This window comes from Thalassospira sp. MCCC 1A02491, from assembly GCF_001613785.1.
GTDB classification, from domain to species: Bacteria; Pseudomonadota; Alphaproteobacteria; order Rhodospirillales; family Thalassospiraceae; genus Thalassospira; species Thalassospira povalilytica.
Genome location: NZ_LPVX01000010.1, coordinates 1 through 23,888, shown reverse-complemented (window position 1 = coordinate 23,888; position 23,888 = coordinate 1). Strand labels below are relative to the sequence as shown.

General features: G+C 56.0%; 20 protein-coding genes. 2 read left to right on the top strand and 18 right to left on the bottom strand.

What is annotated here, in order from left to right:
* Nucleotide 1 precedes the first annotated feature (1 nt).
* Both AUQ42_RS05060 and AUQ42_RS05055 read left to right on the top strand, forming a co-directional pair.
* The gene (locus tag AUQ42_RS05060; protein ID WP_068518020.1) at nucleotides 2-652 is read left to right on the top strand and encodes an ATP-binding cassette domain-containing protein; all 651 of its coding nucleotides are present in this window, start codon (nucleotides 2-4) and stop codon (nucleotides 650-652) included.
* 145 nt (nucleotides 653-797) lie between these two features.
* On the top strand, nucleotides 798-1,352 hold the full coding sequence (locus tag AUQ42_RS05055) for a 2OG-Fe(II) oxygenase (RefSeq protein WP_068518019.1): 555 nt from the start codon (nucleotides 798-800) through the stop codon (nucleotides 1,350-1,352).
* Here the strand turns inward: AUQ42_RS05055 and AUQ42_RS05050 are convergent, their stop codons facing one another.
* The 18 genes from AUQ42_RS05050 to AUQ42_RS04960 all read right to left on the bottom strand — a co-directional run.
* A complete protein-coding gene (locus tag AUQ42_RS05050) occupies nucleotides 1,353-1,754 on the bottom strand; it encodes a hypothetical protein (protein WP_068518018.1) in 402 nt (133 codons plus the stop codon).
* Nucleotides 1,755-1,848: 94 nt separating this feature from the next.
* The gene (locus AUQ42_RS05045) at nucleotides 1,849-3,468 is read right to left on the bottom strand and encodes a hypothetical protein (protein WP_068518017.1); all 1,620 of its coding nucleotides are present in this window, start codon (nucleotides 3,466-3,468) and stop codon (nucleotides 1,849-1,851) included.
* Between the two features lie 7 nt (nucleotides 3,469-3,475).
* A complete protein-coding gene (locus AUQ42_RS05040; RefSeq protein ID WP_068518016.1) occupies nucleotides 3,476-4,267 on the bottom strand; it encodes a MinD/ParA family protein in 792 nt (263 codons plus the stop codon).
* Nucleotides 4,264-5,244, bottom strand: a complete 981-nt coding sequence (locus tag AUQ42_RS05035; RefSeq protein WP_068518015.1) for a GTP-binding protein — start codon at nucleotides 5,242-5,244, stop codon at nucleotides 4,264-4,266. Before AUQ42_RS05035 ends, AUQ42_RS05040 begins: the two co-directional genes overlap by 4 nt.
* 57 nt (nucleotides 5,245-5,301) lie before the next feature.
* Entirely contained in the window at nucleotides 5,302-7,464 is a 2,163-nt protein-coding gene (flhA, locus tag AUQ42_RS05030) for a flagellar biosynthesis protein FlhA (RefSeq protein ID WP_068518014.1), read from the bottom strand.
* A 92-nt stretch (nucleotides 7,465-7,556) separates the two neighbouring features.
* Nucleotides 7,557-9,155, bottom strand: coding sequence for a sigma-54 dependent transcriptional regulator (locus AUQ42_RS05025; protein ID WP_068518013.1), 1,599 nt, complete (start codon nucleotides 9,153-9,155; stop codon nucleotides 7,557-7,559).
* An 88-nt stretch (nucleotides 9,156-9,243) separates the two neighbouring features.
* Nucleotides 9,244-10,038: a motility protein A gene (locus AUQ42_RS05020; protein ID WP_068518012.1), complete on the bottom strand. Its 795-nt coding sequence runs from the start codon at nucleotides 10,036-10,038 to the stop codon at nucleotides 9,244-9,246.
* A 21-nt stretch (nucleotides 10,039-10,059) separates the two neighbouring features.
* Nucleotides 10,060-10,422, bottom strand: coding sequence for a flagellar motor switch protein FliN (gene fliN, locus AUQ42_RS05015; RefSeq protein WP_044827611.1), 363 nt, complete (start codon nucleotides 10,420-10,422; stop codon nucleotides 10,060-10,062).
* A complete protein-coding gene (locus AUQ42_RS05010; protein WP_068518011.1) occupies nucleotides 10,415-12,004 on the bottom strand; it encodes a FliH/SctL family protein in 1,590 nt (529 codons plus the stop codon). The genes fliN and AUQ42_RS05010 overlap by 8 nt, the downstream gene beginning before the upstream one ends.
* Nucleotides 12,005-12,083: 79 nt before the next feature.
* Nucleotides 12,084-13,685, bottom strand: a complete 1,602-nt coding sequence (gene fliF / locus AUQ42_RS05005; protein ID WP_068518010.1) for a flagellar basal-body MS-ring/collar protein FliF — start codon at nucleotides 13,683-13,685, stop codon at nucleotides 12,084-12,086.
* Between the two features lie 355 nt (nucleotides 13,686-14,040).
* On the bottom strand, nucleotides 14,041-15,786 hold the full coding sequence (locus AUQ42_RS05000; RefSeq protein ID WP_068518009.1) for a flagellar hook protein FlgE: 1,746 nt from the start codon (nucleotides 15,784-15,786) through the stop codon (nucleotides 14,041-14,043).
* Nucleotides 15,787-15,836: 50 nt separating this feature from the next.
* Nucleotides 15,837-16,601 (bottom strand): flagellar hook assembly protein FlgD, encoded by a 765-nt coding sequence (locus AUQ42_RS04995; RefSeq protein ID WP_068518008.1) that lies wholly within the window; start codon nucleotides 16,599-16,601, stop codon nucleotides 15,837-15,839.
* Nucleotides 16,602-16,622: 21 nt separating this feature from the next.
* The gene (locus AUQ42_RS04990) at nucleotides 16,623-18,263 is read right to left on the bottom strand and encodes a flagellar hook-length control protein FliK (RefSeq protein WP_082817739.1); all 1,641 of its coding nucleotides are present in this window, start codon (nucleotides 18,261-18,263) and stop codon (nucleotides 16,623-16,625) included.
* Nucleotides 18,264-18,537: 274 nt separating this feature from the next.
* Complete coding sequence (gene fliS / locus AUQ42_RS04980) at nucleotides 18,538-19,053, bottom strand: flagellar export chaperone FliS (RefSeq protein ID WP_068518005.1); 516 nt, start codon at nucleotides 19,051-19,053, stop codon at nucleotides 18,538-18,540.
* Between the two features lie 57 nt (nucleotides 19,054-19,110).
* Complete coding sequence (fliD, locus tag AUQ42_RS04975; RefSeq protein ID WP_068518004.1) at nucleotides 19,111-20,880, bottom strand: flagellar filament capping protein FliD; 1,770 nt, start codon at nucleotides 20,878-20,880, stop codon at nucleotides 19,111-19,113.
* 101 nt (nucleotides 20,881-20,981) lie between these two features.
* Nucleotides 20,982-21,347 (bottom strand): flagellar protein FlaG, encoded by a 366-nt coding sequence (locus AUQ42_RS04970; protein WP_068518003.1) that lies wholly within the window; start codon nucleotides 21,345-21,347, stop codon nucleotides 20,982-20,984.
* A 97-nt stretch (nucleotides 21,348-21,444) separates the two neighbouring features.
* Nucleotides 21,445-22,791 carry a flagellin gene (locus AUQ42_RS04965; protein ID WP_082817738.1) on the bottom strand — a complete coding sequence of 449 codons (1,347 nt, stop codon included), beginning with the start codon at nucleotides 22,789-22,791 and terminating at the stop codon, nucleotides 21,445-21,447.
* Nucleotides 22,792-23,343: 552 nt separating this feature from the next.
* The coding region (locus tag AUQ42_RS04960; protein ID WP_255355762.1) for a flagellin at nucleotides 23,344-23,888 on the bottom strand (545 nt) is incomplete at its 5' end.

Sequence of the window (23,888 nt, the reverse complement as noted above, 5' to 3'; positions counted from 1 at the left end):
AATGCCATCGGATTATTCCGAAACCGGGCTTGAACTTCGCACTGTCAGTATCCGTCTCGGCGGGCAGGAACTGGTTGCGGTTGATCTTGTGATTGCGCCTGGTGAAATCGTCACCCTGATGGGGCCAAGCGGTTCTGGCAAATCAAGTTTGCTTGGCCATATCTGTGGCACCTTGCCCGCGCAGTTTGATGTTTCAGGACAGGTCGTTCTGAATGGCAGATGCCTTGATGGATGCCCGCCCCAGGATCGCCATGTCGGTATTCTGTTTCAGGATGATTTATTGTTTCCGCATCTGTCTGTTGGCGGCAATCTGGCCTTTGCGCTACCGGCTTCAGTCAAGGGCAAAGCCAACCGACGCATGCTGGTTGAGAACGCCCTGGAAAATGCGGATATGGACGGGTTTGCCGATCGCGATCCGGTAACCCTGTCGGGTGGGCAGCGTGCGCGTGTGGCCTTGTTGCGCGTCTTGTTGTCCGAACCTTGTGCGCTGTTGCTTGATGAGCCGTTCTCGAAACTTGATAGCGAATTGCGCGGTCAGTTCAGGTCATTCGTGTTTGAACAATGCCGTAAAAACCGCCTTCCGACCTTGATGGTCACCCACGATCCCGAAGACGGCAGTGCCGCGGGCGGAAGGGTGATCAATCTTGCATAGATCCCTGTGAATTATGTCATGGCCAATAGCGGCAAATTTGCTGGTATTGGGGGGAGTTTGGTCGTAATAGCAATTCACCGCAAAGAATTGTCTTTGGGGCCGGGGCAACCAATACCGGTCCTGTGCGGCATGGAGAATGTCGTGAATGTTTCCAGAAGAAATGTTTGCCATCGTCCCGAACGCATTGGACGCAGCCACCTGTGATCGTCTGATTGCGGGCTTTGCGCATGAAATGGACGAAGGCGGCCTCGTACAGGGGCAAACCGCAACCCATATCCGCCGGTCAAAAATCACCTGGTTCAACGAAGAACAGGAACCGGTTGTTTGTCGCAGGATCATCGACCTTGTGGCCGATGTGAACCGCAATGTGTTTGACTTTGCCCTGACCGATTTTGCCGAAGAAGCCCAGATCGCCTGTTATGCCGGCGACTTGCGCGGTCATTATGACTGGCACAGTGATGTTGGCGCATCCGAAGTCGCCCGTCGGCGCAAACTGACCATGGTGATCCAGCTATCCGAACCCGACCAGTATGAAGGCGGTCAGTTGCAGCTTAACCCGGCGGGGAATTTCCTGGATGCGCCGATGGAACGCGGAACAGCGATCTTTTTCCCGAGCTTTGTTCTGCACCGTGTGGCGCCGACAACCGCGGGTCTGCGCTATTCGCTGACCCAATGGGTGCACGGAAACCCGTTCCGCTGATCAGTACCGTTCCAGACGATCGAGAAGGCGCGGGTTGCCCCATTTCGGCTGACGGTCTTCAAGGGCGGTTTCGTGATGGAAGACCTGATCATTGTCCGCGGTCTGTTTATCCAGACGCAGGCTGATCCAGCGCGGCACCAGTTCGTTGTTGAAATCATCCATCAACAACACGGCGGCTGCCTCGAAGCTTTCGAAGGTGATGGTCGAAATTTCGGCGTAATAATCCGCCAGACAGTCGGTTTTCAGGATCAGCCTGTCGGGCACATAGCGCAGCGTCATGCGTGCCGGAAAGACATTTTCCACACCCGTCAGGTTGCTTTGCAACGTCACCACATAATCGACCTGTGGTCCCGGGTTGGCTTCGGTCAGGATCAGATTGCGACGTTGATAAATTTCAAGCATGACGTTTAACCGTTCTTATATATGAAAATCAGACGATCAGGATACGCTTGTGCACCGGGCAGTAAAAGCATTCATTTCATAAGCTTGTCGTGAATTACGCCTGTATCCCGCTGTGGGAATTGGGGCCGCTGCTGTCGGCAGGCGGGGCAATATGGACAAAACGTGATCCGTCCTGAAACAGGATATGCCCGCTATAACCGGAAATCTGAAGTGCCTCGCGGAAGATGCCGCGAATGTCATCGCGGTTATGTGACTGCAACGGGTTTTCGGTACGAATGATCAGATCGAACTTGCTGTCTTCGCCTTTGACAAGGCCGTCAAGCTGGGTATGTCCCACGACGCTAAAGGACAGATCCAGCAGGAAGCGCGTGCCCTGATCGTCCTTTTTCTCGGGATCGTCTTCGCGATCGCCGTGGCGCCAGCCAAATTGCAACTGTTCGATTTTGCCGCCCATATTGAACGGCATCGCCATGACACGCCAGCCATCGGGGCGTTCGTCGGCTGCCATGGTGCGCAACTGGCCAAAATCACCTTCAAGACGTTTTAACCCACCACCATCGGCCTCGGACAGGGATGACAGGCTGTTGGCAGCACGGTCCCCGATCCAGCCACGCAACCCGCCCTTTGTGCCGGTCATCGCCGCAAAAAAGAACATCATCGTGGTTGTCAATTTCGGTCCGGGTTGTGGCAGATTGTTCAACAGGCTCATCGCCGCACCCGGGTCATGCTGTTGCAGGGCATGAACCGCCTTTTGCAGGCTGTCCCAATCATGGGTCAAAGCCGCATTTTGCCCGCGCAGGATCAGGTCGGCCTCGGTCATCGGCATGGAGGTGGCAACGCGCCCGCTGCCCGCGGCATCAACACTGAATGACAGGGTCGCACCGGTCGGTGCCGGAACCGGCAATTTGATGCCGACAATCCCGGCTGACGTCCGAAGGGCGGTAAAACCCTGTGGCAGCAGGCGGGCCTCGGCACTGTCAGGGGGCAAGACCGTCCCGCTCAGCAACAAGCCCGGTGCCTGTCCGGCTGCGGTTTGTGCGGCAATTGTCGGGGCGATACCAGCCCCCGGTGTTGCCACGGCAACCGTGCCACCGGCCATTCCTCCCGCCGCATTCAGAACATTGGCAGCCTGTTGAGCCGTGACCGTGCCCTGACCAAGAAAAATCACCTGTGTCTGACTGCCGGCGGGCAATTGCGTGCCATTCGGCATCGTCAGGACAGAGGTGGTAACCGCATTGAATGTCTGGCCGGGGGTAAGGGTGGTCGCACCGATATTGCCAGATGCCAGACTGCCCGACATAGCCGATGATCCGGGCATCAATGTTTGCGGCAGCAATTGCAGGCGCAAGCCATCACCGGGATTGGTCGCACCCATTGTTGCCGAACTGGTGGCGGCATTTGATGTCGGCAAGCGCGCCCAAAGCAGATCACCGAGATTTGTTGGCAAGGCGCTGGGAAGTTTGACCGTAACCTGCCCAAGTGCTGTGGCAAGGGTCAGTTGATTGCCCGATTGTGATTGGACGGATGCCTGAAGCAGCGTTTCAACCGGCAGCTTTGCAAGGGCAGCGGCAACCTGTTGCGAGGTCGCGCTGGTCACGGTTGCCGTGACCTGGGCCGGGACCGAGCCCTGGGATGCCTGTCCTGTCGTTCCGCCCGCCGAGGCCTGCCCACCGACCGCGGTTCCGGGCGAGATAGCCTGTGGCGGGAGGGTCATGACAAGGTTACTCCTCGTCCAGGAGGGTCTGGGCGATGGCTTCTATGTCACGGGCGGCATCGCAATTCGGATGGCGGGTCAAAAGCGGCGTCTGATTGCGAATGCATTCCGAAACGCGCGCATCGGCCCGAATAACGCCAAGCAGCGGTGGCGAAATTTTGAGGAAGCCCTCACACGCCTTGAGCAGCTTGTTATAGATCGCCTGACCTTCTTTTTTGTCCTTGGCCATATTGATCACCACCCGGATATCTGTTTTCGGACGGGCCATATGGGTGATCTTGATAAAGGCATAGGCATCGGTCAGTGACGTCGGATCGCCATTGGTGATGACAATTACGGTATTGGCAAGGCCGGTCATCTGGCGCACGCCCTGATCAACGCCCGCACCAAGATCAATCAGGACCTTGTCATAGGATTTCCCGGTTTGCAGAAGATCATCGGAAAGGGCCTGCAAACGGCTGGCCGGAAGGTTGGCCAGACTGCCCGAACCACTGCGACCGGCAATGATGTCAAAACCGCCATCGGGGAAATGGGTGATGGCGTCTTTCAGGCTGATGCGCCCGGAAATGACACCGCCCAGATCATGCTTGGGCATCAGGCCAAGCTGAATGTCGATATTGGCCAGGCCAAGGTCGCCGTCAAACAGAAGCGCGTTATGCCCTTCGAGCACCATTGCATGGGTGAGCGTAATGGAAAACCAGGTCTTGCCCACGCCGCCTTTACCAGACGCGACGGCAAGAACATTGCGGCCTCTGGTGCGCGGGGCAGTTTTGGGTACAGCATCAGACTTGGTAGTCATTTCACGACCTCGGAGAAGCTCGGTTTTGCGGTGTCAGCGCGATGGGACGGTATCAGAAGTTTAGCCAAGGCAAGGGGACTTAGCGCGGTCAGGCCGTCCGCAACCTGGGCTGTCATACTGACATTGCAAAGGGAAAGATTTCCTGAATCCGCACCGTATAGCGCACCACCAAGGCGGGCGGCAACATCAAGACGCGATATCATGACACGCGTCGCCCCCCCATCAGCAAAGGCATTGGCGATATCGGCTGACTCATAGGCATCAATCCCTGCCGGGTTAACCAGTATCGGTTCACTCGGAATTGCCTTCATGAATTCACAAAGCGTGCCAATATCGGTTTCAAGATACGGATTGCAGCTTGCCGTATCGATCAGGATCACATCGGCTTCGCGGATATCGGCAAAGCGCGATTTAAGTTCATCGGGTGACTTTGCCTGAAGCAGCTCGACCTTGAGAATACGGGTAAAAGCTTCAAGCTGCGCGATGCCGCCAGCCCGTTTGTAATCGGTTGAAAGAACTGCAACTTTGCGTTTTTTCATCACTGCACGCGCAGCCGTTTTGGCAACGGCCAGTGTCTTGCCCGAACCGGGCGGGCCGACAAACGCCAGGGCGCGCGGCGTGTTTTTTTCCGGCAGCGGCGAGAAATCAAAAATTTCATCAAGCGCACCGGCCAGAAGTTGCTGCGCAGATGCGGCCGCGGTTTCGCGGGCCATGATGTCACACAGGCGAATGCGCAGCCGTTCCGGCAAATTATGCCGCGTCAAGGCGGCTTCTGCGGTTTCGAGCTGTTCCTGCAAGGCCGGGGCAGGGGCAATATCGTCATCAAAATCAGGATCGCGATCAAGGGCCGCAGTCAGGCGCACGCCGCTTCCCGGGATGTCCTGGGTCGAAACGATGATGGCATCTGCGCCCATGTGGTCTTTTACAAGGGCCATGGCCTCGGTCATTGTCGGGGCGGTAAAGGTCTTAAGACGCATCAATCCCCCCTGTCATTTCCCTGACCACAATGCCGGTGGTCATGATGTTGTTGATCATCAGACCTGCCCCAGTGTTTTCAATTGTGCCTTGGGATGAATTTCGTTCTGCGACATGACCACGGTGCTTGGGCGGAACCGTTCAACGATCGAGCGCACATAGGGACGAATGCCCGGGCTGGTCAAAAGAACCGGTGATTCCCCCATCATGCCCAGCCGTTCAAATGTCGTGCGGACCTTGTTGATGAATTCCTGAAGCTGGCTTGGCGGAATGGAAAGCTGCTTTTCCTCGCCGGAACCGACAAGGCTTTCGGCAAAGATCTGTTCCCATTGCGGTGACATGGTCACGAGCGGAATGACGCCATCCTGATTGGTGTTCACATCCGACAGTTGGCGCGCAAGGCGCGAACGCACATGTTCGGTCATGAAGGTCGGGTTACGGGTAAAGGCGGTGGATTCCGCAATCCCTTCGAGAATGGTCGGCAGATCGCGGATCGATACGCGTTCGGTCAACAGGTTTTGCAGAACACGCTGAACACCACCAACCGAGACCTGACCCGGAACGATGTCTTCGACCAGTTTCTTCTGATCTTCGTCAAGTTCATCAAGCAGCTTTTGCGTTTCGGCATAAGACAGCAATTCGGGCATGTGGTCCTTGATCACTTCGGTAATGTGGGTCGTGATCACGGTTTGCGGGTCAACCACGGTATAGCCGCGGAACATGGCTTCTTCCTTCATGCCCTGTTCGATCCACATGGCCGGCAGGTTGAAGGTCGGCTCCATGGTCTTTTCACCCGACAGGGTGATTTCCTCGCCGCGCGGGTCCATCACCAGCAACATGTTCGGGCGCAAATCACCACGGCCGGCCTCGATCTCCTTGACGCGCAGCACATAGGTATTGGCTGGAAGCTGCATATTGTCCTGAATACGGACCGAGGGCATGACAAAGCCCATGTCACCGGCAAGCTGACGGCGCAGGGCCTTGATCTGGTCGGTCAGTTTCTGACCGCGTTCGGTACTGATCAGCGACAGCAGGCCATAGCCCAGTTCAAGCCGCACATAATCCATGCGAAGCGCATTGGCGATCGGTTCTTCGGGCGGTGGGGCGGCGGCTTCTGCGGCGGCCTGGCTTTCTTTCATCTGTTCTTGGACGACGGCAGCCTTTTGGCGCTTGCCCATGTAATAGGCCAGATAGCCAAGGCCGACCGCCAGACCAAGGAACCAGACCATCGGAATGCCCGGCAAAAGCGACATGCCCGCCATCAGGGCGGCGGCAACGCCAAGGGCAGCGGGATAGTTACTGACCTGGCCAAAGACGGCCTTTTCGGTTGCGCCATCAAGACCACCCTTGGTGACCAGAAGACCGGCCGCGGTCGAGACGATCAGGGCGGGGATCTGCGATACCAGGCCGTCACCCACCGTCAGGATGGTATAGGTTTCCGTTGCCTGACCCAGTGAGAGGCCCATCTGTGCGGTACCGATGATGATGCCGCCAACCACGTTGATAAAGGTGATCAGAATACCGGCAACCGCATCACCACGAACGAATTTGGATGCACCATCCATAGAACCGAAGAACGAACTTTCGTCTTCGAGTTCCTTACGGCGTGCCTTGGCTTGTTCTTCGTTGATCAGGCCCGATGACAGATCGGCGTCAATCGCCATCTGTTTGCCGGGCATGGCATCAAGGGTAAAGCGGGCGGCAACTTCGGCGATACGCCCAGAACCCTTGGTGATCACGACAAAGTTGATGATGACAAGGATGGCAAAAACGATGATCCCGATGACGAAATTGCCCGAAATCAGGAAGCTGCCAAAGGCCTCGATCACGGCACCGGCGGCATGTGTGCCTTCATGACCATGACCAAGGATCAGACGTGTGGTCGCAATGTTCAGAGCCAGTCGAAGCGATGTCGCGACCAGAAGGATGGTCGGGAACGAGTTGAATTCAAGCGGCTTTTGAATGAACAGCGACGTCATCAGGATCAGCACGGAAAAACTGATCGATAATGCCAGCATGAAATCAAGCAGCCATGGCGGCATCGGGAACATCATGACCACAAGGATCATGATAAATCCAAGCGCCATGGCGATATCGCCACGCTTCATTGCCGATGCAACACGCGACTGCACGGCGCCGAAATTTATGCCTCCGGACGCACCGCCACCCTGGCCGTCAGAGCCGCCAGAACCAGTCGGTGTGATATCTTGACCTTCGGCCATGGTGTTTGCTTGTTATCCTGTTGGTTGCTCTGTGTCGCTTGCGCTTTTGTTGGTTCCCTTTGATATGGGGCGCGCAAAGCCGGATGTCATCGTCAGTCCTGGCCGTCACCCGGCGCGGGAACTGCCAGACCTTCGTCGGTATATTGGCGCAATTTGTTGCGCAATGTGCGGATCGAAATGCCCAGAATATTGGCCGCGTGCGTACGGTTGCCAAAGCAATGTTTCAGGGTATCAATGATCAGATCGCGTTCAACATCGGCCACGGTACGCCCGACAAGGGCGGCGGTTATGGACCCGTCATTGCCATTGCCATTTCCATTTCCATTTCCATTGCCTGTGTCGGTGTCATTCGCATCGGACCCATTTTCATCGGGCGTGGTATGTGCCGGTTCGACCGGGGCCTGTGGCGTTGGTTGTGCTGGTGCCGGCGTGCCGGACTGATAGGCCGATGATGCCGCCCCATAGGCCGCATTCGCATTGGCATAGGCCGAACTCGCGCGTGCTGATGCCGGGGATGTCGGGGAAGCTGGGGCCGCCGGTGCGGGCGATTGCGCATCCGGGCTTGTCTGGGTGCGTGCGGGTTCGCTGCTGCCGGTGCCCGACAGCATGATGGCCTCGGGCCCGATTTCATCGGGACCGGCGATCAGAACGGCACGGTGCATGGTGTTTTCAAGTTCGCGCACATTGCCGCGCCAGTGATGGGACAGCAGGCGCTGGATGGCCAGCGGGCTGATCGGGCGGATCGGCACATCATTGGCATCGGAGTATTTCTTGACGAAAAATTCGGCCAGAACCGGAATGTCGTCGGGGCGTTCGCGCAAGGACGGAATATCAAGATTGACGACATTCAGGCGGAAATACAAATCTTCGCGGAAGTTGCCGGCATTGACTTCGGCCTCGAGATTGCGGTTCGAGGTCGCAAGAATTCGGACATCGACCTTGACCGGGGTTTTGCCACCCAGACGGTCGATTTCCTTTTCCTGGATCGCACGCAGAAGCTTGGCCTGAAGACGGACATCCATTTCGCTGATTTCATCAAGCAAAAGGGTCCCGCCATTGGCTTCTTCAAACTTGCCGATACGCCGGGCCTGCGCGCCGGTAAAGGCCCCTTTTTCATGACCGAACAGTTCGGATTCAAGAAGGTTATCAGGGATGGCAGCACAGTTGACCGCAACAAACGGCTTGTCCGAACGGTTTGATTTGCGATGGACGTAGCGTGAAATGATTTCCTTGCCCGTGCCGCTTTCCCCCGTAATCAGGATAGAGGCCGAACTGTTGGCAACCTGGGCTGCCAGACGCAGCGTTTCGGCCATGCGCGCATCGCGATGGATCAGCGCATGGCTTTCTTCGGTCACAGCTTCGAAGATGGCCGCAATCAGATCTGCTTCGGGCGGAAGGGGGATGAATTCCTGGGCACCGGCCTTGATCGCATTGACCGCACCATTGACGTCATTGCCAATGCCGCATGCAACCACCGGAACATTGATGCGTTCCTTGCTGATCGCATCGATCAGTGCAGCCACATCAAGGGCGATATCGGCCATCACCAGATCAATGCGGTTGCCTGCCCGCAGGATATTAAGCGCAGTCGTGACGCTTTCGGCCAGCTGGACCGATGCGCCGCGCGCCATTGCGATCTTGCTGGCTGCGCCTATCTGTCCGCCCAGTCCACCAACGATCAGTACCTGCATAGTCTCATCTCTTTCCGATCATTTCCAGATGGCCCCGGCGACCTGCCCAAATGGACGGTTTTCGGGGCCGGAATATTCACGTTTCAGATCAATCGAAATAGCTGACGCGTTTTGACGGCGGCAGGATCGAGTTGATCAGCATTTCCAGACGGCGCGGGTTTTCCTGACGGCCGATGGAAACAGCGCCGACCATATAGACCGAATTCAGAAGTTCTTCGTCGCTCGAGTTACGTTCAAGTTTACCGGCAAGCGGCATGAACACCATGTTGGCCAGAACCGCGCCATAGAAGGTGGTCAGAAGCGCAACCGCCATGGACGGACCGATTGACGACGGATCATCAAGGTTGCCAAGCATCTGCACCAGACCGATCAGCGTCCCGATCAGGCCCATGGCCGGGGCAACGTCACCGGCCTTTTTCATGATGTTCGCACCTTTCTGGTGGCGGCCGATGGTGGCATTCATGTCTTTGCGCATGATCGCTTCGACTTCTTCGGCCGGCGTGCCGTCAACAACCAGCGACAGGCCTTTCCACAGATATTCTTCGCTTTGCAGACTGTCGAGATGCCCCTGAAGGGAAAGCACGCCACCTTTACGGGCGATTTCGGCCAGCTGCAGGATTTGCAGCGCCGCATCCGCAGGATTGCGCGACTTATGGAAAATCGTCCGCATCAGGATCTTGCCCGAGCCAAGAAACTCGCCCAGTGCAAAACTGACCGCGGTGATCGCAGCCGTACCGCCGATAACAATCAGCACAGAAGGGATATCGATAAAGGCACCCGGCGAGCCGCCGAAAATAATCGCGGCAATCACCAGCGCAAAACCGATGATCAGTCCCCCGACTGTCGCAATGTCAAACGACGTTTTAGTCCCCCCTTCGGCCATAGTCGCAGATCCTCTCTTACGTTAGCTTTTCTCAGATTTGATGATTTCCGTCATGGTCACACCAAGACGATCTTCCACAACCACCACTTCGCCACGTGCGACCAGACGGTTGTTCACATAGATATCAATAGCTTCACCAACTTTGCGGTCAAGCTCTACGACAGCACCACGACCAAGTTTCAGCAACTGACTGACCTGCATGGTTGCTTTTCCAAGGACGGCAGAAACCTGGACGGGAATGTCATAGACGGCTTCAAGGTCCTTGGATGTCTTCATTTGCTCGCTTCCAGCTTCGGCAGCGGCAAGAAGTTCGGTACCTTCGCCCTCCAACTCGATATGATCGTCGTCGAGTTCCGAGAGTTCGAGATCGTCATCATCAGCCATTTTCGTCTCCTGCGTCTTTGGTCGGTTGCTTCACAGCAGCCTGCTTCTCGGCGTCGGTCGGCGTCGCAGCCGGTTCTGTTGCAGCATTTCGAGGCGGTTGGTTCTGCCCCTGAGATGCCTGTGGCGCGGCCTGCGGTCCGGATTGCATGGCGGTCGTGTCCCCAGTGCCCTGCGGTCCGGTTGTGGGTTGCCCTTCGTTGTTTTTTGTCTCGCCCGCGGATCCTGATGCCGGTTGGGTACCAGGTGCGGATGCTTTTGCCTGATCTGCCGGGTTTTCCAGTGCGTTGTCAGGTTTCGGCATTGCATTATCTGTCGATGTTTGCACATTCCGCGCGTCGGTGCCATCGCCTTCTTTGGGCGCGGTGTTTTGGCCTGTTGCGCTATTTTGTGCAGGACCGGCATTCGCGGCTGCCATATCGGGTTTCGCATTGCCAGGCGCCTGGGTCGGGGCGGGCTGCGCCGGGGTTTGTGTTGGCGTGCCAGCCGGGCCCGGTTGGGGCGATGCGGGTGCGCTGTTTGATTGTGTTGCCTGTGCCCCCGGATTTGCCGGTTGGCCCGGATTGGCGGATTGCGGTGCTGGTTGTGGCGCAGGTGCCGCAGGTGCGGTTGCCGCAGGCTGCGAAGGCTGGCTAGCCGGGGCGGGCGGAGTAGGCTGAGCAGGCTGCGCTGTGGCAGGGGTGGGTTGTGCCGTGGCTGCTTGTTCCGGTGCGGCTGTTGCCGGGGTTTGCGCAGATGTTTGCGCAGGCGTTGGTGTCGCCGCCTGGTCTGGTGCGGACTGCGCGTTTTGGGATGCCGGTTTTTCCGGCGCGGGTGTGGCCTGAATTTCCGGGTCACCCATGTCGCTTTCGGGCAGGTCGTGTTCACTGGCATGCAGGGTCAGGGCATTTTCAACAATGCCATTGATTTCAGACCAGACGCGCGCACTGTCACGCACAGCGGTTCCGTCGCCCCACGACACCATGCAATCACCAACCGCGACATCGGGTTCGCCAACAACAACGACCTTGCCGGAAAAGCCCCGCGATTCCGCAATGCGATGGGCGACTTCGACCAACTGGGTTTCAAGTTCCGGATTGACCTTGATCATCACTTTCGGGGCGTCAAACAGATTGGCCAGACATTGGCGAATGATGTCTTCGATTTCGACAAGCTGATATTGCTTTGACCAGGCCGGAGCCAGTTTGCGAATGACACCAAGCGCAACGTGAATGGCGTCTTCGTTGATTTTGGCATTGGCGCGTTTTTGCTGTTCGTCGATCTGGCCCAGTTTTTCGGCAATTACGGATTCAACATCGCCGATGGCCTTTTCGACCGACGCCATGACTTCCTGATAGCCTTGTTCAAGCCCCTTGGCGTGACCTTCGGCATAGCCTTGCTCGTGGCCTTTCTGTTCGGCCTCGGCAACCATCTGGGCGGCTTGTTCTTCGGTATAGACGGCCGGGGGCGGCGGTGGCGTGTCGTCTTTTTTCTTTTTCTTCTTTTTGCCCAGCTCGTAATGCTCATCATCATCGCCGGCAGAACGGATCACGTTGTCTGCGTCGTCGAAGCTTAGGGCAAAAGTGAACTTTTCAATGGCCGTCATATCGAACTGTTAAACCGCCTTGAGCGACAAAAGGAAGGCAGCCAAAGGGCTGCCAGTGAGCCGTCGACTGATCGGAACATCAATTTTCCTGATACAGCCAGTTGCGAATGATCGAAAGAGCTTCTTCTGGATGCTTTTCCACGATCTCGCCGATTTTCTTGACCGAGGATGCCTTAACGCGGCCTTCGACCTGTGACAGGTTGATCAGTTCCTCGCCGTCATCCATGCCCGGTGCCATCGGAACCGGTGCCGGTCCTTCAAGGGCCGGTGTGCCTTCGGCGGTCATATCATCTGCCAGAAGCTGACGCTGGGCCATGTCCGCTGCACTTGGCAGGGTTTCAAACGCACGGGTCAGAAGCGGGCGAACCACCAGCAGGATGACCAGGATGGCGACAATGGCCAGAACTAGCATTTCAGCAATGCGGAAGATCTCGGCTTTGTCCAGACCAAGGAAGGTCTCGATTTCTTCATCCGGGAACAGATCACCGGCATCGGCGAACTGCATGTTGATGACTTCGACCTGGTCGCTGCGCTGCGGGTCATAGCCGATCGCGCTGCGCACAAGGGCTGCGATCTTTTCGAGATCCTCGGGGGAGCGTTCCTGATACTGACGTTCGCCATTCTCGTCGGTGGTATAGGTCCCGTCGACAAGGACTGCGACAGTAACGCGTGAAATTTCGCCGATTTCCTTGACCTGGGTCGTCGTGGTTTTGGAAATTTCGTAATTTACGGTTTCCTCGGACCGGCTTTCCTGACTTTGGGCGCCGGCACCGTTGGCCCCGCCAAGGTTGGGATCGGGCAGGTTGTTTTGCAGGGTCACCGGATCGGTGCCTTCGGTCTCGGAATTGGTCGAGTTTTCTTCGATCGTCTGGCTTGAACGGATCACACGTTCATCCGGGTTGAACCGTTCATCGGCAGTGGTGACCTTGTTGAAGTCCATTTCAACGGAAACTTCGGCACGCACTTCGCCATATCCAAGCGACCGTGACAGCAGATCTTCGATCGTATTGCGCAGGCGGCTTTCGGTGCGGATGCGCATTTCATCGGCCGTCTGGGTCAGGAAGGTCGATGATTGCTGTTCGCCATCGCCGCGCGCCAGAAGGCGACCACGTTCGTCGATGATCGAAACCTTGCTTGGCTGCAACTGCGGAACGGCGGCCGCGACCAGATGCTGGATGGCGACAACCTGTTCTGGTTTGAGTTCACCACCGGACATCTTGACTGCGATCGATGCACTGGCTTCCTGGGTTTCGCGCGAGAACATCTGACGTTTGGGCAGAACAAGATGCACACGCGCCTGCTGGATTGACTGGATCGATGCGATGGTGCGGGCCAGTTCGCCTTCCAGGGCACGAACATGGTTGATGTTCTGCTCAAAGCTGGTGGCGCCAAAACCGTCGGAATTGTCAAAAACTTCATAGCCGACAGAACCGCCGGCGGGCAGGCCGCTTTCGGCCATGCTCAGGCGCATGCGGTTGACCTGATCGGCGGGAACCAGAATTTCCGTGCCGCCATTCAGAAGCTGATACTGGACTTGCTGATCTTCGAGACGGTTAACTATCTGGCTGGCATCAGCCGGCGACAGATCGCGATAAAGCAGTTCCATATTCGGCGCGGATACACGCAAAATCAGGAAGGCAAAGAATACAAGCAGCAACACACCCACGCCGCTGATGGCCATCAGGCGTGTAGGTCCAAGACTCTTGAGTGTCTGCAACAAGCCGCCCACGTTCGACTGCTCCGAAACCAAATTTAACCACTGTCCCCGATGCGGGTCGGTCCATACGGAATTCGACCAGCATCAACAACGAATAGTTCTCCATGCTGAAGAACAGGTTAACAACCGGCAATTTTTGCCCAGTTGCGTGATTCAAATTCACCAGTGATTTGAATCATTTGTATCTTTGTTGACCGGTTTGGCCTGCGTTTAATGTAGTGAGTCATTGTGCCAAAAAGAAGCCCGGCACAAGTGCCGGGCGAGTCCCTGTAAAAGCAGAACATCGCAGGGCGGGCTAACGCCCTGCAACAGATATCAATTACCGTTTGATCCGGATCAGCTCGTCGAGCATTTCATCGGTCGTGGTAATCGTCTTGGTGTTCGCCGAGAAGGCACGCTGGGTCACGATCATGTTGGTGAATTCTTCACCGAGATCGACGTTCGACCCTTCAAGGGCGGATGCCACAACGTTACCCGCACCGTTCAGGCCCGGTTCACGCAGCAGATAGTCACCCGATTCACGCGTCTGGCGATAAACGTTACCAGTGTGGTTTTCCATTTCATCGGGGGCCTCGAAGGTGGCGATTGCCAGCTTGTAGACCGGGCGTTTCACACCGTTGGCGAATTCGACTTGCAGGAAGCCTTCTTCGGTCAGGGCGTAGTTCACCATGGTCCCGGCCTGTGCGCCGTTCTGGTTGATGAAGTGGGTGGTGTAATTGACAAGGTTACCGTTGGCATCGGCACCGGCAGCAAACTGCGTGATACCGTTACCAAGGCCGATGGTCCCGAAATCAAGGCTGAAGGTGCTGTCATCGGCACCGTTGGTCCATTCCGCAGAAATATCGGCATCGGCCAGATCACCGGTTGTACCGACAGTCACACCGCCGATGGTTGCTGCAACACCAGTAAAGGTCTGAAGGTTGCCCGACCCGTCAAAGGTGATGATACCGGCCTGAATAAGACCGTTCGGGTGATCTGTCGCGTCGAGTTCACCAGCTGTGGTGTTGCCGGTCAGCTCAAAGCCCCAGCGGTTCTGACCAAGTTTCACGACTTGAAGGTTGACCGTATGGGCCGAACCCAGCGAGTCATAAATCGTGACAGGCATGGTGTTGTCTTCGGCAACCGTGCCGGTTGCAAGGTTACCAGCAACATAGGTCGGTGCCAGGGTGCCCGGGACACCCGGAACCGTGATGCCGGTTGCACTGAACGGCGTGCCGGTCACGTTGGCAAAGGTCACGCCCTGATCGGCAAAGGCGGCAGTCAGGGTCAGGGTATCGTTGGTGCCCGTCGTGGTGGTTGTCGCATTAATCCCTGTCACGGCACTGATGGCAGCGGCCAGATCTTCAAGCGTGTCACCGGTACTGATCGTGATGTTGGTTGTCGTACCGTTGTGGGTGATGCTGAACTGGTCACCGTTGTTGATACCGGCAAGGGTGGTCAGGTCGGTGGTGTCATAGTCGATACCGGTCGTGGTCGAGGTGGCGGTGCCACCTGTCACAGCGGTTTCGTCAGCGTTAAGGTTCGCACCAAACTCGATCGAGGTCGTCGAAGCTGCAGCCGTCAGGATCGAGTTGATGTCGAGAACCTGAAGGTCGGTAACAGCCGAGCTGTTTGATGTCGTGGTGTTACCGTTCGCATCAAGAAGGGTACCTTCACGGTCGGTTGCCCAACCCTGAACATAGTAGCCCGCCGTATTGCGCAGATAGCCGTCATCATCAGGCTTGAAGTCACCGGCGCGGGTAAAGAACAGTTCGTCATTCGTGCCCGGGTTCGCATTGTCGCGGACGATAAAGAAACCGTCGCCGGAAATTGCGGCTGCCGTGGTCGATGACGTTGCCTGAAGCAAGCCCTGCTTGCTGATCAGGGCTGTCGGGTGAAACAAGACACCGCCTGGGGTGTAACGGGTGTTGGTGGCGGATTCCGTCACCAGGGTCGAAAAACGACCAACCGTACCCTTGTACCCGATGGTATTAAGGTTCGAGATGTTGTCCGAAATGACGCCCAGGTTCTGCGACTGCGCGTTCAGGCCGGATACACCGGAAATCATTGCACCAAAAAGGCTCATTTTTCTTCTCCTGCACTTACAGGGTGTTGATCAAAATCGGAAGAAAGCCCTCAGGCTGCTTCGTCCTGTTCGTCACTTCCGGTATCATTGCCGCCAGTGTTCGTATCTGTAGAGCTCGCACCCAGCTTGACGTTGGTAAGGGTGGAGAACGGTACAGAGACGTCACCAATGCGGAGATAGATGTCGCTATCGTCGATATCGACACTATCGACAGACCCGATGATGCCAATGGCAACAGATGCAGGTTTGCCTTTGTCAGTCTGGAATGTGTCGCCGTTTGCGGCCATCGGCTTGAGAACCAGGGTATAGGCCCCGGCTGCCTGTTCGACGCCGCTATTGTTTTTGCCGTCCCAGGTAAAGGACTGCAGACCGGACACATCGGTAAGTTCTTCGGAATAGATGGTTTTGCCACTCTGATCCTGAATCTGCAGTTGCAGACGCGGAACTTCGGGCGAAACGTTGTATTTGTATTTCAGCTCGCCGCCTTCTTCGAGCCAGTTGGTATCACCAACGGCTTCGATTTCGGCCCCGACATAGGACAGGGCAGAAAGCTGACGCTGCTGACTTTGCATCGCAATCAGGTCTTCGAGGTTCTTGTTGCTCTGGATACCCTGTTCAACCTGGGCGAACTGGCTCAACTGGTCGGTGAATTTATCACTTTCCATCGGCGAGGTCGGGTCCTGGTTCTTGAGCTGGGTGGTCAGAAGCGTCAGAAACGTATCAAAGTTCTGCGCAAGCTGGCTTGCCGAGCTGCTGGACGCGGCGTTGGTATCGCTTTGGGACAGACCAACGTTGGTTAGGGATGAAATGGCCATGGGAAGTTCCCTCTACCTTTCCTAGATCCGAATATCGACAAGGCCGTTGGGATTGATCCCATAGCCAATGCCAACATGTTCGGCGAGTTCGGCTCCGCTCAGGATGTCGCCATCGCCCGGGCTGCTGCCCTGGTTGGCGGTCATCCGAGATTGGCTCTGGCCTTCCTGACCCCGGCCACCTTGATCTCTGTGTTCAAAGGTGAAGCTCTGACTGTCTGCATTCAGGCCGGCATCCTTAAGAGCCTGCTGCAATGCACGGGAATCCTGGCGCAACATGTCCAGTGTTTCGCGTGTATCTGCCTGAATGACACCCTGGATACGGCCATCGTGGCCGATCTCCATTTTCACATCCACCCGCCCGAGATGTTCGGGGCGAAGCTGGACCGAAATTTTATCAACACCGTCACTGGCGGCGTTTTTGATCGACACGGCAACCTGCTGCTGGACCTGCTGGGCGGGGGCCTGACGCGCGGTCTGTGCGGTTTGGCCGCCGGTATTGGTCTGATGCAGGCTGTTGGTGCTGTTGAGCTGTCCCGGCGCGGTCTGGGCGGTTGCTTCGCTTGCGCCGGCTGCTGTTACTGTGCCATTTGCAGCGGCATTAGCCTGTGCCTGCGGGCTGCCAGCTGCATTTTGCATGTTCTGGGCACCGGCTGCTGCGGCCATGGCTTGCTGGGCTGCCTGGGCGGTTTGTGCCGGGTTGGTTGCGGTTGACTGTGCACCATTGGCGTTTACCGACTGACCATTGACCGTTGCGTTGGTGATGCCTGTTGCGTCGGTTTTGGCTTTGCCATCGGCGCTCATTGCATCAACAATGCGCGACAGGAATTTATCAGACGAGACATCATCACCGGCGGTCGTATCCACGCCATTCATCGCCATTTTTGCTGATGAAGCGGCGGCCGGCTGCGAGAGTGCTGTTGAACTCATCAGGCCGTCGGTCGTGCCATCGCTGGCAGCTGCATTGGCGGCCATTCCCGGATTGACCTGACCGTTTGCCGGTGTGCCGTTCTGGCCGTTGATGCCGGCATTTGCATTAATTGATTGCGATGCGGCGGCCTGTGCTTTGGCCAGATCAATCGCCTGCTGCGATCCCGGAAGAGGGACGGTCTGGGCGGGCTGATTGGGATCGGTTACGGCAAGCTCTACCTGGGTGTCGTCACCTTCGGCAGTTTCTTTATCGCCAGCGGCAGATTTTCCATCTTCCGACGGTGCGCCATCATCATCAGAGGCCGCGACATTTTCGTCAGAAGGCTGATCGCTATCTGCGCTTTGGGTTTGATCCTCAGCGCGGTCGGCATCACGGCTGCTGGTATCGACATCGCGATTGTCATCTGCCTTGCGATCATCGGTTTTGCCATGATCGTCGCGGTCATTGCGCTCTGCGCGCATCGGTTCATCATCGCGTTTGTCATCGGAACGTGATGCACTTTTGGCATCGTCATTTTCAACGCCGCGATCGGCATGCCTGTCTGCGCGGCTATCGTCCCAGGTGCTCTGGGCAGATTTTGCCGTGTCATATTTGATCTGGCTTTTGCGCTCCGACCAGTTTTCCGTGATCGCTGCCATGACATCGCCAAAGCCCGAACCCGCACTTTCACTGGCGGTTGAGCCCGGAATGGAGATGGTTGGCATGGTGCTGTTTGTAATCGCAGAGCTGTTCATGACCTTGGTCCTTTTGGAAACAGTGTCAGAACATGTGCAAGCGCCGGGCCAGTTTCAGGTGTTAACAAATTGTATAGAATTTCAGCGCCTTAGCGGGCTGTTGCCGACAGGGGAAATTTTTGCCCGACCTGCCTGTCCTGGGACACCGGGCAAAAATGATCCTGTTTCAGGAAAGCCGCAACGAATGGCGTGGTTCAGACATGCAAAAGGCCCCGACAAATATGTCGGGGCCTTCATGCGGGTCAGATGACCGAATTTGTTTCCGCGATCCGGATCAGGCCGAAATTGACAGGCCCGATTTTGCCGGTGCCGGGGCTTCTTCGCTGCCCGATGCCGTATCCGGTGCTTCGATCTGTTCGGATGCGGCGGGTGTCGGGCGGTCTTGCTGGGCAATCATGATGGCCTGACGCAGTTCGCCTTCGCTTTTTTCAGCCAAGGCAGCCCAGGAATCACGAAGCGGTGTCAGAAGACGGGCGACTTCATCGGCAGGTGCCGGGTCATTCTTGCGATCAACATCCATCAAGCGGATCAGGCAATGCGCATAAAGGCGCTCCAGATTGGCGGCGATTTCGCCACCCTGTTCCATATCCAGCGTATTTGAAAGATGGGCAATCAGTTCCTGTGCGCTGCAATTGGCGTTGCAGCGCCCCTGAATGTCGTTGCGCTCAATCGCGTTCTTTGCCTCTTGCAAGCGCGACAGGGTCTTTTCGAACAGCATATACACCATCTTGGCGGGTGAAGCTGTATTGACCTGCTGGTGCTTGTACGTTTGGGCGGCGTGTTCATTCATGCGACACTCCTTGGTATGCGACGCGTCTCTTTAGTGTGCATGTATGGCATGGAAAAGTTAACTACTATCTTTACCTGCAGCCATCAATTCGTCGAGAGAGCTCTGAATGTTCTTCATCCGTGCGAGGGCAGATTCCATCGCAATGAACTGATCCATCAGGACTTCTCGCTGTCGGGAAAGGCGGTCGTCGATCCGCTCAACTTTTTCGTCATAGGACGTGTTTTGCGTTTCGAGATCCGAAATTGCCTGGGTCAATGTGCCGTTTTCATCATCCAGGATTGAGTCGAGTTCAAAATAGAACTGCGCACCAATACCAACAGATGTGGTCACAGTGGCCGTGTCGTTTGCCAGACCATCGCCACCATAAATCAGGCGAAGACCATCGGCTGTACGAATGCTGTTCCCGGTCACAACGGCGTTTTTGCCCGTCGTGGTCACGCCATCAACCGTGATGTCATAGGTCACGCTGGTGATGGCACCGCCGGACGCATTGATGTTGAAATCATAGGTCGCGGCATTGGTTTTGTTGCTAAAGCCGGTCATGGTGACGTCGGAATTGTTCGATTTCCCGCGGAACAGGAACAGTTCCATCACCTCATCGGGCTCATTAAGCAGGGCCGCATTCAGGGCTGCTTCATCGACTTCGATGGTTTTGCTGACAAGCGGGTCCTCGTTCGAGCCATAGGCGACGAAATCCAGACCGATTTCAGCCAGCACCGAATAGTCATCCTTGCCCGCACGGTCGGTTACACCATTGGCAAAGGAGCCGGCAATCTGCTGAAGTGCGGACTCAATGCTTTTGACAGACGTATTGCCAAGCAGGATCGCGTCTTCGGATGCTTCGCCGGTGGTCGGATCGACAAAGGTCTTTTCGTTGATAAAGGTCTGAACCGCGTTATAGGCATCAACAAAGTCAAGGATTGCCGTTTTCGCCTGATTCAGGTCCTGTTCGATCTCGATCGTGATTTCGGTGCCTGGTTCGGCATCATAAAGGCTGATGGTCAGGCCATCGATCAGATCGGAAAATTCGTTGGTGCCACGGGTAACGGTAATGCCGTCAAGCGTGATGGAGGCATTATTGCCATCGTCAATCACATTGGCCGCGTTGATCGTGGTTGGGTCGGTCAGAATACCCAGACTTTGCAGGACGTTACCGGTATCGTCACTAAAGGACATCCGGTTATCAACGCCTTCTTCGGTCGAAGTGAAGATGATCGTGCTTTCGGTCGCTGAAACCTTAATAACAGACGCCTGAACGCCGGTGGTGTCCTTGACGTTGTTGATCTTGTCGCGAATATCCTGCAGCGTATCGCCAGCCGAAACCGTGATCGACGAACTGCCCACGCCACCGGTAACGGTGAAGCTGCCGGTGCCGGTAAGACCGGTGACGTCTGCGCTTGCCGCGACGGCCTGGGTATCACTGGACAGCTTGTGCTTGCTTGCGACATCGACGATTTCGAACTTATAGCTTCCGGTCGCCGCAGCATTGGTCGCGGTAACCCCCATCAGGGAGCCGGCGTCGCTGCCGTTCGAGGCGGCGAAAATCTGTTTTGCTTCGAAGATGTTCTTCGATTTGTCGAAACTGGTCGCACCATAAAGGTTCGCCATGGAATCCTTGAGCGTACCAACAAGGGTTTGCAGCTCTTTCAGGGCGGCAATTTTTTCGTCGTTGGCTTCGATGCGTTTTTCAAGATTGTCCGCAGGAATACGACGGGCAGCAATCATCTGGTCGACGGTGTCGACGAAATCGATGTTGGATGAGCCGCCAGACAACTGGACGCGGCCGTTATCGCCAACATAGATGTTATTTAAATTCAAGCTGCTCATTGGTTTAGCTCCTTGGGCGCGCCCGGTCGATTTTGCCTATGTGCGGACGTATATGTCCGAAATGTTTGCAAAAACCGTGCCTGATGTGCCCGCTGGTCCCGTTAAATTTCTTCGTCCACGAAGCTGCCAAGATATTCGCGCATCTGGGAAAACAGTTGCTGCAACTCTTTGGACGGGATTTCACGCAGGACATCGCCGCTTACGCGATCGGTAACCTTTGCGACAACACGACCGGTGTCCTGGTTAAAGTTCAGCTCGACACGTGCCGATCCGTCAGCGACATCAGGCAGATCAAGGCTTGCCAGCGCGTCCTGCAATTCTTTGGGAACAGCAGACTGCTTTTCAGCCGACTTCGCAGCAGTGCTTGCCGCAGTCGTGTCGATTTTCGGGGCAGGTGCAGGCGACGCAGCAGCGTAACTGCTGCCCGCTGAACCCGGTGAACTATAACTGTTGTTTACAACTTCCATTTTCCTAAGCTCCTAAGCCGCCATCCTGTGACAGCAGGATGTCTTGTTGAATTACAAAGGCAATCCAACATGGACGTGCCCAAGTGAGACAGCGTGCTTACTGCAACAGACGCAGCAAATTCTGCGGCATCTGGTTTGCCTGCGCAAGCATTGCTACACCGGACTGAACAAGGATCTGCTTGGAGGTGAAGGCGGTCATCTCGGCCGCAACATCAAGGTCAAGCAGGGTCGAACGGGCAGATTCAGTGTTTTCCTGCGTGGTTGCAAGGTTCTGTCCCGCAAAGTCCAGACGGTTCTGGGATGTACCCACGGCTGCACGTGCGCGCTGAAGATCGTCAATCGCGCGGGTGACAACTTCAACCGAAGACTGCGCATTGGCCGCGGTGCTGATCGCAGTCGCGCCAAGGTCCTGCAACGATGTCTGGGTTCCCAGCGCACCGGCACCCAGCGTATCGGAATCAACCGCATTCAGGGTGATCGAAAGACGGTCATTTGCGGTGTTGCCACCGCCAACCTGGAATTCGATGGAACTCTGAAGCTGCTGACCGTTATCGGCTGCCATGGATACGATATTGCCGGTTGCGGAGTTGATGCCGCTCGCGCCAAAGGTTGTATCGGTGCCAAAGTCGGATGCGCCGGTATTGTCAGCGCGAATAGCAGCAACAGACGTCGAGAAGTTGGTGTTGACTGTGAAAGTCAGACCCAGCTCGTCAAAATTAAGCGTCGCATTTCCGCCGGCGGCAATTGCAGTCGTGCCACCGGTTCTGAAGTCCGTGATATCAATTGATTGCGTGCGATCAGCAGCGCCATCAATAAGGCTGGTGACGGTCATGATGACCTGGTCGCCTACGCCGTAATTTATATTCACTTCAAAACTGTTGTCAGTGACTGTGTTGGTATTGGCATCAGTCGCCCAGTAATTGTTGTCGGTGATGGCAAAATTGTCAAAACCGTTCACGGGGACGAGGGCCTGACCTTGCTGGCCGGCTGCCAGATCACCGAACTCAAACGCCACATCGCCACCGTCACCCAGCAACTGAATGCCGTTGAAGTTGGTCGATGATGCGATACGGTCGATTTCTTCACGCAACTGAACAAATTCATCGTTCAGGAAGCCGCGCTCGGTGTCGGAAAGGTTGCCAGAGGATGCCTGAACAGCCAGCGTTTTCATACGCACAAGGATGTTATCGATGGTTGCCATGCCGCCATCGGCGATCTGGAGCATCGAGTTGGCCTGGCCAACGTTAACAGAAGCGGTTTTAAGGGCCTCGGTCGTCGCATTCAAGCGGGCGCCAATGGCCATGGAAGCTGCGTCATCGCGCGCGGAAACCACACGCGTACCGGACGACAATTTCGACAGCGAACGGGTCGCCATCGTGTCAGAAGCCGAAAGGTTACGGTGTGCTACGTTCGCAGCATAGTTCGAAATAATATTAAGAGCCATGACGCATCTCCTACTTGGACAGCTCTGAACAACATCTTGCTGTTCGTATCCGGCACATTTGCCAGAACTGCTTTTGCTGTCCTACATGGCAACAAAAGCGAAACTACAGGTAAGATGAAATATACTTTTAGGTTAGTTGCCTGTCCAGTGAAAAAATTAATCTGTAGTTAATCATAAAAAACAAAAGGTTAGTGGGCGGAAAAATATTGACCGATTGGCAAAGTCGCAGATTGCAAGGCGAATCCAAGCTGGATTTACTCGGGTGCTGTATGCTGCAATGCAGGAGACGTCATTCGTATAGGTATGCTTGTGGCTGTTCTGGTTGTGGGTACTGTGTCGTGCGGTTGCAGTCGGTTTACAATTTCGAGGCAAGCAGCAGGGCAGTTTCGTATTCGGTGATGGTGTGACGTCAACGGGGCGCGAGGGGCGAGGAGCTGTAGTCGTTCCCTGCGGAGCTCATGCGCGCCAAGGCCGGAAGGTGGTGTTGGTCACCACGAAATAAAAAAAAGCGGCCAACAGGCCGCCTTTTCGTGAATTTTCAGGTCGCCAGGATTACTGGAGCAGACGCAGCAGGTTCTGCGGCATCTGGTTTGCCTGTGCGAGCATGGCCACACCGGACTGAACCAGGATCTGCTTGGAGGTGAAAGCGGTCATTTCCGCAGCCACATCAAGGTCAAGCAGGGTCGAACGAGCTGATTCAGTGTTTTCCTGCGTGGAAGCAAGGTTCTGACCAGCAAAGTCCAGGCGGTTCTGGGAAGTACCAACCGCAGCACGTGCACGCTGCAAGTCGTCAATCGCGCGGGTCACAACTTCAACTGCATTCTGTGCCGAAGCAGCAGTGTTAATTGCGTTCGCGCCAAGGTCGCTCAGAGAGCTTTCAGTACCAGCAGAGCCGGTGCCAAGCGCTTCTGAGTCAACAGCAGTCAAGTTGATCGAGAGGCGGTCGTTTGCGGTGTTGCCACCACCAACCTGGAACTCGATGCTGGTTGCAAGCTGCTGACCATTGTCGGCAGCCATACCAACAACATTGCCGGTTGCAGAGTTGATACCGCTGGTGCCGAACGTGGTGTCGGTGCCAAAGTCAGATGCGCCGGTGT